Annotated in this window: 12 protein-coding genes; all 12 read left to right on the forward strand. The window is 43.6% G+C overall.

The genetic code is table 11. The features are described from left to right. Positions 1 to 194: 194 nt before the first annotated feature. The 12 genes from FPL27_RS04430 to ftsA are packed head-to-tail and all read left to right on the forward strand — an operon-like array spanning position 195 to position 13782. Positions 195 to 647 carry a division/cell wall cluster transcriptional repressor MraZ gene (locus tag FPL27_RS04430; protein ID WP_143959937.1) on the forward strand — a complete coding sequence of 151 codons (453 nt, stop codon included), beginning with the start codon at positions 195 to 197 and terminating at the stop codon, positions 645 to 647. Beyond that, positions 640 to 1548, forward strand: a complete 909-nt coding sequence (gene rsmH / locus FPL27_RS04435) for a 16S rRNA (cytosine(1402)-N(4))-methyltransferase RsmH (protein ID WP_143959938.1) — start codon at positions 640 to 642, stop codon at positions 1546 to 1548. Before FPL27_RS04430 ends, rsmH begins: the two co-directional genes overlap by 8 nt. After that, a complete protein-coding gene (locus tag FPL27_RS04440; RefSeq protein ID WP_143959939.1) occupies positions 1541 to 1927 on the forward strand; it encodes an FtsL-like putative cell division protein in 387 nt (128 codons plus the stop codon). Before rsmH ends, FPL27_RS04440 begins: the two co-directional genes overlap by 8 nt. After that, positions 1924 to 4026 (forward strand): penicillin-binding protein, encoded by a 2103-nt coding sequence (locus tag FPL27_RS04445; protein ID WP_143959940.1) that lies wholly within the window; start codon positions 1924 to 1926, stop codon positions 4024 to 4026. The genes FPL27_RS04440 and FPL27_RS04445 overlap by 4 nt, the downstream gene beginning before the upstream one ends. Further along, positions 4026 to 5489, forward strand: coding sequence for a UDP-N-acetylmuramoyl-L-alanyl-D-glutamate--2,6-diaminopimelate ligase (locus tag FPL27_RS04450; protein ID WP_143959941.1), 1464 nt, complete (start codon positions 4026 to 4028; stop codon positions 5487 to 5489). The genes FPL27_RS04445 and FPL27_RS04450 overlap by 1 nt, the downstream gene beginning before the upstream one ends. 2 nt (positions 5490 to 5491) lie before the next feature. Next, the gene (gene mraY, locus FPL27_RS04455; protein WP_143959942.1) at positions 5492 to 6703 is read left to right on the forward strand and encodes a phospho-N-acetylmuramoyl-pentapeptide-transferase; all 1212 of its coding nucleotides are present in this window, start codon (positions 5492 to 5494) and stop codon (positions 6701 to 6703) included. Continuing rightward, positions 6703 to 8049, forward strand: a complete 1347-nt coding sequence (murD, locus tag FPL27_RS04460) for a UDP-N-acetylmuramoyl-L-alanine--D-glutamate ligase (RefSeq protein WP_185974298.1) — start codon at positions 6703 to 6705, stop codon at positions 8047 to 8049. The genes mraY and murD overlap by 1 nt, the downstream gene beginning before the upstream one ends. After that, positions 8049 to 9212 (forward strand): FtsW/RodA/SpoVE family cell cycle protein, encoded by a 1164-nt coding sequence (locus tag FPL27_RS04465; RefSeq protein ID WP_143959944.1) that lies wholly within the window; start codon positions 8049 to 8051, stop codon positions 9210 to 9212. The genes murD and FPL27_RS04465 overlap by 1 nt, the downstream gene beginning before the upstream one ends. A gap of 1 nt (position 9213) precedes the next feature. Further along, positions 9214 to 10323: an undecaprenyldiphospho-muramoylpentapeptide beta-N-acetylglucosaminyltransferase gene (murG, locus tag FPL27_RS04470; protein ID WP_235893369.1), complete on the forward strand. Its 1110-nt coding sequence runs from the start codon at positions 9214 to 9216 to the stop codon at positions 10321 to 10323. After that, positions 10320 to 11708 carry a UDP-N-acetylmuramate--L-alanine ligase gene (gene murC, locus FPL27_RS04475; RefSeq protein ID WP_143959945.1) on the forward strand — a complete coding sequence of 463 codons (1389 nt, stop codon included), beginning with the start codon at positions 10320 to 10322 and terminating at the stop codon, positions 11706 to 11708. Before murG ends, murC begins: the two co-directional genes overlap by 4 nt. Next, positions 11701 to 12459 carry a cell division protein FtsQ/DivIB gene (locus FPL27_RS04480; protein ID WP_143959946.1) on the forward strand — a complete coding sequence of 253 codons (759 nt, stop codon included), beginning with the start codon at positions 11701 to 11703 and terminating at the stop codon, positions 12457 to 12459. The genes murC and FPL27_RS04480 overlap by 8 nt, the downstream gene beginning before the upstream one ends. A 12-nt stretch (positions 12460 to 12471) precedes the next feature. Beyond that, positions 12472 to 13782, forward strand: coding sequence for a cell division protein FtsA (gene ftsA / locus FPL27_RS04485; RefSeq protein ID WP_143959947.1), 1311 nt, complete (start codon positions 12472 to 12474; stop codon positions 13780 to 13782). The last annotated feature ends 88 nt before the right edge of the window (positions 13783 to 13870 follow it).

The raw sequence follows: 13870 nt of genomic DNA on the forward strand, positions 1-13870 counted from the left end.
GGCGTTTTTAGCAATTAATCAAGCCCTAACATCATGATCATCAGAAAATAAGATTAGTAATTATTTGCTGAAAAGTTGTGATAAATCAAACTTTTAGATATTTTTATCAACAAGTGGTAAAAAGTGGGAGAGAGTGGTGGTATGTGTTGAAGCTTTTATTACTTTTGTGATTGTGTAAAACTCTAGAAAACTGAATGGCCAATTTTTTATCCACATTTGAATGTAAACTCGACGCCAAAGGACGTCTGGTTTTGCCTGCCAAATTCAAGGCGGCATTGCCGGAGGTCAATGGGGCCGAGTTGATTTTGAATATGGACAAATCTGGCTGTGTAGAGATCCATCCTGCAGCTGATTTTCAAAGAAGAATCATGTCCAAAATCTCAGGGTTGGATGAATTTGATCCAAAAGCCAAATTGTTGCGCAGGGCTTTGATGTCCAGGGTTTCAGAAGTGGAACTTGATGGGGTTGGAAGGATTCTGGTATCCAAAAAGGTTCTGGAACACGCCGGGATTGAAAGAGAGGCGCTTTTGGTAGGTGTTGGGAAGTATATAGAAATGTGGAACCCAGAAAGATTCCATGCGACACAAAATGACCTGTCTGAAGAGGAAGAGGCAGAGTTGATAGCTAAATATTTATCTAATGAGTGATCAAGTATATCATGTTCCCGTAATGCTTCAGCAATGTATCGAAGGCTTGGCCATCGATCCTAATGGGATTTATGTGGACTTGACCTTTGGCGGTGGTGGACATTCCCGGGAGATTTTGAAGCATTTGGACAAGGGTCATTTATATGGTTTTGATCAAGATCCTGATGCTGAGCGAAATGTGCCCGAAAGCCCGAATTTTACCTTCGTGGCGGCCAATTTTCGCGATTTGAAGCGTTATTTAAGGCTACATGGAGTGAAGCAGGTTGACGGGATTTTGGCGGACTTGGGGATTTCTTCCTATCAGATCGATGAACCCACTCGTGGTTTTTCCACAAGGTTTGAAGGTTCGCTCGACATGAGGATGAACAAGTCTTCTGAAACCACGGCAGCGACAGTTTTGAATACTTATGATGAATCTCAACTGCATAAGGTTTTTGGGATTTATGGAGAGGTCAGAAATGCAAAGACCTTGGCTCAGGCGGTGGTATCAGAGAGAGCCCAACGTCCATTTGAGACTATTGAGGGCTTTAAGCAGCTTCTCGAGAAATTCGCTCCGAGACATAGAGAGTTTAAATATTTTGCTCAGGTGTTCCAGGCATTAAGAATTGAGGTGAATGATGAGATGGGGGCTTTGGAAGATATGCTTGAGCAGACAATTGAAGTATTGAAGCCAGAAGGCAGGTTGGTGGTGATGAGCTACCATAGCCTTGAGGATAGAATGGTGAAGGATTTCATCAATAAGGGTAAGATTCAAGGGGAAGTGGAAAAAGATTTCTATGGAAACCTGATACGACCTTTGGAGCCGGTGAGTCGAAAGGCTTTAGTAGCAGATCAAGAGGAAATAGCCCGTAACAACCGGGCTAGGAGTGCCAAACTGAGAATAGCGAAGAAAAATGGCTAAGAACACATTTCGGACAAAAGAAAAGGAAGGTAAAGCCACGAAGCGTATTTCGAATGGTAACAGCTTATTTAGCTTTATCGAAAAGAAACTGGATATCACCGGTCTGATTGGATATGGGATTCCAGTAAAGCTAGTGCCTCCGTTTTTATACGCGGCCACTTTAGCTTTGATCTACATTTGGAGCAATCACAGGGCGGAAAGTACAATCCGGGAAATTAACCGGGTTCAGCAGGAAGTGGAAGATTTGAGAGCGGATGTTACGACTTTGGAAGCCGACTACATGTTTAGCTCCAAGCAGTCTGAAGTGGCTAAAAAAATGCAAGTATTGGGGGTTTATGAAATAGATGAACCACCTATGAAAATAAAAGTGAAGAAGTGAATATTAAGAAATCCATACTGCTGAGAATAAGATTTGCCTTCCTGTTGGTGGCGATCTTTGCCGGGGTAATCTTTTATAGGATTACCCAAATTCAGTTTGTGGAGGGAGAAGAGTGGCGTAAAAAATCTGATGATGTAAATCTTCAGTACAGAACGGTGAAGGCCACAAGGGGAAATATCTACAGCGGCGACGGAAGTCTTTTGGCTACCAGTCTACCTTTTTATAGAGTGGCAATTGACCCGTCTATCGCCAAAGACGACGTCTTTAGAAAAGGAATCGACAGTTTGTCTGTGATGCTTTCCAAGCATTATAATGATAAGTCTAGAGACTATTATAAAAGGTTAATCAGCGATGCTAGAACCAATAATAAGAAATATGTAATCCTGAATCGTAAGCAAATCGGATATCAGGAAATGCAGGCGATGATGAAATGGCCTATTTTCCGAAATGGAAGAATGGGTGGAGGAGTGATTTTCGAAAAAGTCGAAAAGAGGTTTTATCCTTTCAAAGCATTGGCTGGCCGTACGGTTGGGTTTCTGAATGAAGACAACTACGGTGCAGGTCTGGAGTATTCTTTCAATGAGCAACTTGGCGGAGAAAACGGCGAGGCATTGTTTCAGAAGATTGCTGGTGCGACTTGGAAGCCAGTTCATGATGCAAACGACATTAAACCTGAAGATGGTTATGACATTGTAACAACTTTGGACGTAAACCTTCAAGATGTGGCTGAATCGGCATTGTTGAGACAGTTATTGAATAAGGATGCTGAATTTGGGAGTGTGATTGTAATGGAGGTTGCCACCGGTCATATCAAGGCCATTGCAAATCTCCAGAAGAATAAAAATGGATACGGATACGGAGAGCTTTACAATTATGCTATTGGTGAGCAGGGTTTGACCGAGCCAGGTTCAACTTTCAAGTTGCTTTCTATTTTAGCTTTGCTTGAAGAAGGAAAAATCAGCCTTAATGACAAAGTAGACACCGGCAACGGAACCTTTAAATTTTATGATCGCACGATGCGGGATGTAAAACATGGGGGATATGGTGAAATAACCGTTCGGGAAGCATTTGAAAAGTCCTCAAACGTCGGGATATCAAGATTGGTGGAAGAACACTTTGGCGTAACCCCGTCAAAGTTTTTGAGCTATGTAGAAAAAGTAGGCATCGACAAGCCGATTGATTTCCAGCTGAGAGGAGAGGGTGAGCCTTACTTCAAGAAGCCAGGTTCTAAAAGCTGGTATGGGACCACCTTGCCATGGATGTCTATCGGCTATGAACTGAAGGTGACACCTTTGCACACCCTGATGCTCTACAATGCTGTGGCTAATAACGGTCGCATGGTGAAGCCTATGATTGTGCAGCAGATTTCTAGAGCCAATGTAGTAGACCAGGAATTCAAAACTGAGGTATTGAGGAAAAAGATTGCTTCTGACAAAACCATCAAGGAATTGCAGTCGCTTTTAGAAGGCGTAGTGGAAGAGGGGACGGCTAAGAATATTAGAAATGCTGAATACAAGATTGCAGGCAAAACAGGTACAGTCCAAAAGTTGGTTGACGGTCGCTATACGCAAAAATATTATGCCTCTTTTGCAGGGTACTTCCCTGCAGATAACCCTAAGTATTCCGCTATTGTGGTGATTGACAGCCCGAAAGGGTTCAACGCCTATGGAGGGGATGTGTCGGCTCCTGTTTTCAAGGAAATTGCCGATAAGATTTACGCTCAGGATTTGGGCTTGAATAAAAAACAGTACAAAAACCTCGTGGAGGTGGAGCAAAATCAATTTCCGATGATTCAAGCGGGAATGGCTGAGGAGTTGCAGATGATATGTTCCAAATTTGGACTTAACAACAAATATGAAGGTGGCGAGCGCTGGGTTAAATCATCGGTAGCTAACTCTGCTATCTACTGGGCCCCAAATAAAGTGGATGAGCCTATAGTGCCGGATGTGTTGGGGATGACCCTGAGAGATGCACTATATGTTTTGGAAAACAAAGGGCTGAGAGTACAGTATTCGGGCAAAGGAAGGGTGAAAAGCCAATCGCTTTTCGCCGGAGGCAATGTGCCTGAAAATGGAATAATAAAATTGAGATTGGGTTAATGAAAGTATTAAAGGACATATTGTACAAGGCACCGCTTACTTCCACCATTGGAAACATGGACGTGGAGATTAGCGAAATTGTGTTTGACAGCCGCAAAGTTACGCAGGATTGCGCTTTTGTAGCTATCAGAGGCACCCAGGCCGATGGACATGCTTTCATTGACAAAGCTGTGGAGCAGGGAGCAAATGCAATAATTTGTCAAGACCTTCCAGAAACGCAAGTGGCTGGAGTGACTTATGTTCAGGTGGCTGATTCCGCCAAGGCTTTGGGCATCATGGCCTCAAATTACTATGGAAATCCATCTGAGAAATTGAAGATAGTAGCTGTAACAGGTACCAATGGGAAAACCACCATAGCTACACTTTTGCACCAGCTATTCATGGAATTGGGCTATGTGACAGGGTTGCTTTCTACAGTCGAGAATAAGATTAATGAAGATGTTATTCCTTCTACTCACACGACTCCAGATGCGCTGGCTATCAATCAGCTTTTGGCAAAAATGCTGAAAGAAGGATGTACCCATTGTTTTATGGAAGCGAGCAGTCATGCCATCATTCAGCAAAGAATGTCGGGGTTGAATTTGGCGGGAGCGGTATTTACCAATATTTCCCATGATCACCTCGATTATCACGGTACTTTCGATGAATACATCAAGGCTAAAAAACAGCTTTTCGATGATTTGCCAAAAGGAGCATTTGCTCTAACTAATGCCGACGATAAGCGTGGGCTGGTGATGTTGCAAAACACAAAAGCGGAAAAGCATTCCTATGCCTTAAAATATCCTGCGGACTTCAAAGCTAAGATTTTGAGCAATACCCTTCAGGGGCTTGAACTCGATATCGACAGCAAGCAAGTGTGGTTTAGGATGATTGGGGAGTTTAATGCCTATAATGTTTTGGCTGTTTTGGGAGTTGCAGTTTTGCTCGGCGAAGAGACAGACGAGGTACTGATGCAGCTTTCCAAAGTCAAAGGCGCCACTGGACGATTCGACCAATTTATCCACAAAGGGATTACAGTTATCGTGGATTATGCCCATACGCCTGACGCTTTGGAAAATGTGCTAAAAACCATTCAAGGAGTACGTAGTGGAGGAGAAAATGTAATGACAGTGGTTGGCTGCGGTGGTAATAGAGATAAAGCTAAAAGACCTGAAATGGCCAAAATCGCTTGTCAGTTTAGCGACAAGGTTATTTTGACATCCGACAATCCAAGAGATGAAGTGCCTATGGACATTATTAGGGATATGGAAAAGGGTGTCAATCCAGTGAACTTCAAAAAAACCATGCTGATAGAGGATAGAAAAGAAGCTATCAAAACGGCGGTAATGTTTGCGGAGAAGGGTGATATTATTCTTATAGCAGGAAAAGGTCATGAGACCTACCAGGAAATAAAAGGAGTGAAATACCCATTTGATGATCGTGAGATCGCTATTAATTTATTGAAACAGATACATCAAGATTAAGCATGTTATACCATTTATTTGACTATTTCGACACAGCATTAGATTTACCGGGCGCAGGGGTGTTCAGGTACATCTCATTCCGTGCGGGTATGTCAGCTCTATTTTCTTTGATCATCACCATTACTTTTGGACACCATATTATCAACTGGATCCGAAGACAGCAGATTGGGGAAAGTATCCGTGATTTGGGGCTAGATGGACAGAAAGCCAAAAAAGGCACGCCTACTATGGGTGGCTTAATGCTTATGGCTGCCATCATTATTCCGACATTGCTTTTTGCCAATATCAACAACATCTATATTATCCTTTTACTGATTACCACCATATGGCTGGGTACAATTGGCTTTATTGATGATTATATCAAGGTCTTTCAGAAAAATAAAGATGGCCTTGCTGGAAAATTTAAGATCGCAGGCCAAATCGGTATCGGGGTTATTGTGGGAGCCACGCTGTTCTTCCATGAAGATGTGGTAGTAAGAGAGTTTGAAACTCCAGTTTCTATCGAGGAAGGTGTAGTCGATACCCCAGCCTTTAGGGATCTTAAGGTAGCCAAGACTACTATCCCATTTGTCAAAGGCAACGAACTGAACTACGAAAGGTTGTTTGGCTTTCTTGGGGATGACATTACCCCTTACTTGTACATTTTATTTGTGATTTTCATTATCACGGCAGTTTCCAACGGGGCCAACATTACCGATGGAATAGACGGTCTGGCCGCGGGGACTTCGGCTATAATAGGCCTGACTATCGCCATTTTCGCCTACATCAGCGGTAACGCCATATTCTCGCAATACCTGAATGTGATGTTTATCCCCAACTCCGGTGAGCTGGTAATATTCTGTGCAGCATTTGTTGGGGCATGCGTAGGTTTCCTTTGGTACAATGCATTCCCAGCTCAGGTTTTCATGGGAGATACCGGCAGTTTGATGCTGGGAGGAGTGATTGCGGTGCTATCGCTTACATTGAGAAAAGAACTTTTGATTCCTGTGCTTTGCGGGATTTTCGTGATTGAAAATCTTTCCGTAATTCTTCAGGTGTCCTACTTTAAATATACAAGGAAAAAATACGGTGAAGGCAGAAGGATATTATTGATGTCCCCGCTACACCACCATTACCAAAAAAAGCAAATCCATGAGGCCAAAATCGTAACTAGATTTTGGATTGTGGGAATATTATTGGCCATAATCACATTGGCTACTTTGAAACTTAGATAATGAAAAGGATAGCAATACTTGGAGCGGGAGAAAGCGGCATAGGCGCGGCTCTTTTGGCAAACGCCAAAGGATACGAGGTCTTTGTGTCCGAATTTTCCCAAATCGGCGAGGAGCGTAAAGCTCTGCTCGAGACGAAAGATATTGCCTTTGAAGAAGGTGGACATTCTGCCGAAAAAATCCTTTCCTTCCCTGAGGTAATCAAAAGTCCAGGAATCCCTTATGCTGCCCCAATGATTAAGCAGTTAATGGCTAAAGGGATTTCCCTTATTGATGAATTAGAATTTGCTTCCAGGTTCAGCAAGGGTAGAATAATCGCCATCACTGGAACAAACGGGAAGACCACCACCACGCTGTTGACCTATCACTTGATGAAGGAAGCAGGAATGGACGTGGGACTTGCAGGAAATGTTGGTGATAGCTGGGCAAGACAACTTGTCGATGAGGACCACGAGTGGTGGGTTTTGGAAGTAAGCAGTTTTCAGATTGACGGCTTCAAGGCTTTGAAACCTGAAATCGCCATCATCCTCAACATCACCCCCGATCACTTGGACAGGTATGAATATAGACTTGAAAACTACATTCATTCCAAGCTCAGCTTGGTCAAAAACATGGATGAAAACGGTCATCTGATTTATTTCAAGGAGGACCAGTTTATTTGGAAGGGCTTGAAGGAGCTTTCTATAAAGCCAAACAAACATCAGATCTCCATTGCTCAAAAAGTTGAGTATGGTGCTTACTTCGACGGTAGTCATATACATTTAGCTGGAGAGAAATCAACCAGCCTAGAAGTGGATTCCATTCCGCTCAAAGGCCAGCACAACATGATCAATGTGATGTGCGCACTTCAGGCTGTGATTACAGCTGGGGTAGATGAAGCCAAGGCGAAAAGTGGTCTGGCTACATTTAGAAATGCGGCGCACAGAATGGAAAAAGTTGCCGAGCTCAACGGTGTTGAATTCATCAACGACAGTAAAGGAACCAATGTAAACGCCACTTATTATGCGCTTTCCGCTTACCAAGCCAAGCCAATAATATGGATTGCCGGCGGGGTGGACAAGGGTAATGATTATGCTGAGTTGATGGAGGTGGTCAAAGGCTCCGTGAAAGCTTTGATTTGCTTAGGCAAGGACAATGAAAAATTAAAACAGGCTTTCGGAAATGTGATAAACCACGTTGAGGAAACCCAAGATATACGCCAAGCGGTACAGATGGCGCATGGTATAGCGCAAACAGGTGATGTGGTTTTATTATCACCAGCCTGTTCAAGCTTCGACCTGTTCAAAAATTACATGGACAGGGGCGAGCAGTTTATTAAGGCGGTTAAGGAAAAGGAAACGGTGAAGTGATGGGAACAATAAAAACATGGATTGACAATAACTTAAAAGGAGACCCTATAATCTGGGGTATTGTCATCCTATTGTCTATTATCAGCATCCTGGTGGTTTATTCAGCCACTGGCACACTTGCCTACAAGAAAATGGGCGGCAATACCGAGGCTTACCTTATCAAGCACTCTTCACTTATCTTGGCCAGTTTCTTTGTAATGTGGGGTGCACACAAGTTACCTTATAAGTATTATGCAAAGCTGTCCCTTTTTGCATTGTGGATATCTATCCCATTGTTGGCATTCACCTATTTCTTTGGCTCGAATGTGAATGAGGCATCCAGATGGCTAACCATCCCTGTAATCAACCAAGCTTTTCAACCTTCGGATTTGGCTAAGCTTGCTTTAATTGCAGCAGTGGCAAGGATGCTTGCTAAGAGACAGAAGAATATTGAAGATTTTCAGAATACCTTCCTGCCCATCATGATTTGGATAGGTATTATATGCATGCTTATAGCCATGGCCAATATGTCCACGGCGGTACTTTTACTTTGTACTTGCATGTTGTTGATGTTTATCGGCAGGGTTCCAATGAAATTCATCATGGCCGTATTTCTGATCGGCGGACTTGCCCTTACCTCGGCTATTTTCTTGGGCCAAAGAGGAAGCACTTTCTTTAGCAGGATTGAAAATTTTGTAACAGGAGATGAGGTTCCATACCAGGCTGAGCAGTCATACATTGCTATAGCCAATGGTGGTGTGTTTGGTCTTGGACCGGGTAACAGTGAGCAGCGTAATAGACTACCTCACCCATATTCGGATTTCATCTTCGCCATTATCATTGAAGAGTATGGATTGGTAGGCGGTACTGGAGTGCTTTTCCTTTACCTCGCCTTGCTTTACCGGGGTATGCGAGTAGTGGCGATTTCCAATCGGCCCTTTGGAGGACTTTTGTCAGCGGGGTTGAGTTTTGCCTTGGTGTTACAGGCTATGGTCAATATGGCCGTGGCAGTAGGGATTGGGCCGATTACTGGGTTGCCTTTGCCACTTTTGAGTATGGGGGGGACCTCTCTGATTTTTACAGGGATTTCCCTAGGAATTATATTGAGTGTAAGCCGAGGGGATCATGAAGATGCTTTTCCGGTGGAAGTGAGTACAGCTAGAAATTTTGCCAAAGTAGCCTAAAATGACAGAAGCAAGAACATATAGAATCATGATAAGCGGTGGTGGTACCGGCGGGCATATCTACCCGGCCATTGCCATTGCCAACGCCTGGATGGAAAAACACCCAGGGTCTGAGATTTTGTTTGTCGGTGCTGAAGGCAAAATGGAAATGGAAAAGGTACCCCAAGCGGGATACAAAATTGAAGGCCTAAAGATAGCAGGCCTTCAAAGAAAGTTGACTCTTGAAAACCTTGCTTTCCCATTCAAAGTATTGGCAAGTCTTCAAAAGGCCAAGAAACTGGTAAAAGATTTTAATCCTGATGCAGTGATAGGTGTGGGTGGATATGCAAGCGGTCCAGTCCTTTATGCCGCACAGGGCAAAGGAATACCAACTTTGATTCAGGAGCAAAACAGCTATGCTGGACTGACCAATAAAATCCTATCCAAAAAGGCCAATACTATATGTGTGGCCTATCCGGGGATGGAGAAGTTCTTTCCGCAGAGGAAAATCACCCACACTGGAAATCCTGTGAGAAAAGACATTCTTTCTCTGGAGGGGAAAAAAGAAAATGGGCTGGAGAACTTCGGTCTTGAAAAAGGCAAGCCGGTAATCCTGGTTTTGGGTGGAAGCCTTGGAGCCAGAACTATCAACCAGGCAGTATTGGGTGCCTTGCAGCAATTTGATGACTTGGGCTTTCAGGTTTTGTGGCAATGCGGACAGTTTTACTACGAAGAAATGTCCAAGTCAATTGCAGGCACCAAATTTAAAAATGTGAAGGTTTTGGCTTTCCTGAAAGAAATGGACTTGGCCTATGCGGCTGCTGATATTGTAGTTTCAAGGGCTGGAGCACTTTCGGTGTCGGAGTTAAGCCTAGTAGGCAAACCAGTGGTCTTTATTCCATCGCCAAATGTGGCTGAGGACCATCAGACGAAAAATGCCTTGGCATACGTGTCGCAAAGGGCTGCATTGATGCTAGCCGACCACGTTGCTGTGGAAAGGCTGGGTGATACAGTGGCCAATCTGATTGCAGACACTGCTGAGATTTCTCTTTTAGGAGAAAACATTCAAAAATTGGCTAAACCCCAGGCTGCAAATGCTATCGTGGCAGAAATAGAGAAATTGATAAAATGAATTTGAAGAGCCTACATAGCGTCTATTTCCTTGGCATAGGAGGTATCGGGATGAGCGCCATCGCAAGATGGTTTGCCCATCAGGGTATTGCTGTGTCTGGTTACGACCGCACCTCTTCAGCTTTGACTCAACAGTTGGAGCAGGAGGGTATAAAGGTTCATTATGAAGATAGCCTAGCCACTTTGCCGGAACTGGACAAAGTCAATTCCTTGGTGGTCTGGACTCCAGCTATCCCGGCTGACAGTGTACAATTGAATCATTTCCGTCAAAACGGCTATTTGCTCAAGAAGCGGTCTGAAGTTTTGGGTATGATTACAGCAGGTTACCAGACTGTTGCAGTAGCGGGAACGCACGGCAAGACTTCCACCTCTGCACTTGTGGCTCATTTGCTGAATGAAGGGGGATTGAATGTGACCGCATTCCTAGGAGGGATTACCCAGAATTTCAACACCAATTTGCTATTGCCTGATAATAATTCTGAGGCCTCAGTAGTGGTGGTGGAAGCGGATGAGTTTGATCGCTCCTTCCTGACTCTTCACCCTAATATTGCGGTAGTGACCTCCATGGATCCAGATCATTTGGATATATATGGAGATGCCGATGAGTTATTAAAATCTTTTTCGGACTTCATTAATTTGATAGATAAAAAAGGCAAATTATTTATTCAAAAAAATGCCTTTGAAAGGTTAAATAGGAATAATTTTGGCTCTTTAGACCTAGAATTATATGGTTTGAGTGGTGCGGCTATTCAAGCCCTTGATATTCAGTCCGGAATACGTTCTTTTGAATTTACATATTCAGGAAAAGATCAGCGTTTAGAAAAATTAGTTCTCCCGGTGCCGGGTTTCCACAATGTGGAAAATGCACTAGCCGCCATTTCTGTAGCATTGGAACTTGGAATTGATGCTAAGTCCATCAGAAAGGGATTGGAGAGCTATAAAGGAGTAAAGAGAAGATTTGAAATCAGGTATCAGCAAAATGGCAGGGTATATATCGATGACTATGCCCATCACCCAGAGGAAATCAAAGCGTTTTTGGGATCAGTAAAGGCCATGTATCCAGACAGTAAGCTGACCGTCCTTTTCCAGCCTCACCTGTTTTCCAGAACCAAAGATTTTGCGGCGGAATTTTCCGAAAGCCTTTCCATAGCGGAGGAGGTGCTGCTTTTGGACATCTATCCGGCCAGAGAGCTTCCCATTGAGGGAGTGACCTCACAGATGTTGTTGCCAGCAATTACCTCTGGAAGCAAAACTGTCCTTGGGAGAGAAGAAGTGATTCCTTTTCTTGAAAAAAATCAACCAGAGATTTTGGTGACCATAGGTGCTGGAGATATAGACCGTATGGTGGAACCGCTCACTAAATGGATGGAGGGAAATTATGAGTAGGCTGAAGATAAAAAATAGTGTGGTGTTCACCCTTTTGGTGGCGGTGTTGATAGGTTTTATAGCCTTTGTTGAAAAAAAGGAAGACAGTAAGGTTTTTCATAAACTTGAAGTGATAGTAGGAAGCATCAGCGATGTATACTTCGTGGATGAAAAGGAGATTGTAAAGATTCTGGAAAATGAATTTTCAACCTTAAAACCTGGCACTCCAATCAGTGCAATTGACCTGAAAAGTGTGGAGAAAAAGGTGGAAAATCATCCTTTTGTGAAAGATGCGGAAGCATTTAAAGATCTGAAGGGGAATGTGGTGGTGAGGATCAATCAGCACAAACCCATTGCCCGAGTGGTAAGGCCTATGGCAGCCGATGGGTACATTTCTGATGAGGGTATTATTTTGCCCACTTCTCCAAAATACACTTCTAGAGTGCTATTGATCGAAGGGCCAAAGGGAGAAGCCTTGCTTGGTAAGAAAGACATCAGTAAAAGTGATAGTGAGCTGCTCGAGCTGATCCATTTTATCGTCAATGATAACTTTTGGAGTGCACAGATTTCCTCACTGGAAATCAACCAGAAGGGAGATATCACGCTTTATCAGCAGGTTGGAAAGCAGACAATCGAGTTTGGGAAGCCAATTGAGATTGAAGAGAAATTTAAGAAGATTGAGATATTGTATAAGGAGATTTTGCCCAAAAAAGGCTGGAATGCCTACGATAGGGTAAATGTCAAATATAAGGACCAGATTATTTGTGAATAATTGATTATAGCTATGGAAAATGACAAAATAGTAGTTGGGCTGGACATTGGGACCACCAAGATTTGCGCCATCATCGGACGCAAAAATGAGTTCGGCAAATTGGAAGTACTCGGTATGGGAAAGGCTGTCTCTGACGGTGTGATCCGCGGTATCGTGACCAACATTGACAAAACTGTGAACGCTATCGATAAAGCGGTAACCGAAGCTTCTGAAATGGCAAATGTTAATATCGGCGAAGTGATCGTGGGTATCGCCGGGCAGCACATTAGGAGCTCCATCCATCATGGTGTGATCATCAGAAATGCCAAGGAAGATGAGATCACTGTAGAGGACGTGAGAAGACTTTCCAATGACATGGAAAATATCGTCGTTCCTCCGGGCAACACTATTATCCATGTTATGCCACAGGACTATACCGTCGATTATGAAGATGGGATCAAAGATCCTGTTGGTATGTCTGGTGCCAAACTTGAAGCGGATTTCCATATCATCACCGCTCAAACCACAGCTATAAACAACATCAACAGATGCGTGAAAAGAGCAGATCTTGTTTCCAGGGATCTGATTCTTGAACCATTGGCTAGCTCACTTTCGGTCCTTAGTGATTTAGACAAAGAAGCAGGGGTTTGCCTTGTGGATATAGGGGGTGGAACCACCGACATAGCTATCTTCTACGACAATATAATCCGCCATACGGCTGTCATTCCGTTTGGAGGAAATATAATCACCACAGATATCAAGGAAGGATGCATGGTAATGCAGACGCAAGCAGAGTTGCTTAAAACCAAGTTTGGTAGAGCAATCGCTGAGGATGCTAACCCAAATGAAATCGTATCCATCCCAGGCCTTAGAAACAGGCCTCCAAAAGAAATCTCTATCAAAAATCTAGCTTCTATTATTGAAGCCAGAATGGAGGAGATCATTGAAATGGTACAATCAGAAATCATGGCCAGCGGTCTATATAAGAAATTGGCAGGCGGAATTGTGCTCACCGGCGGTGGGTCGCAGCTCCAAGGTGTAAGCCAACTTTTTGAATACATGACAGGACTGGATACGCGTATAGGTTACCCTAACGAACACTTGGGTAAAACAGTAGTGGAAGATGTAAAGAGCCCCATGTATGCCACTACCGTTGGGTTGGTGCTAGCAGGCTTTAAGGCCCTGGATGACAGGGAAGATCTTTACAGACAAAGACAAATAGTATCCGTAAGTCCACGCGTTCAGCAAAAGCCGGAAGTTGGCGCCAAAGATATCTTTGGTTCCATCCGTGACAGGCTGAAAGGCTTCATTACGGATGATATAGGCGACGATACTTGGAAATAGTTCCATTTTACTAGGGCTTAATCAAAAAGGGAGACTTAGGGCAATGCCTTAAGCTTCCCTCCCAAGTTCACCTTTAATAATTACATAT

The sequence above is a fragment of the Litoribacter populi genome (assembly GCF_007483685.1).
GTDB lineage: Bacteria > Bacteroidota > Bacteroidia > Cytophagales > Cyclobacteriaceae > Litoribacter > Litoribacter populi.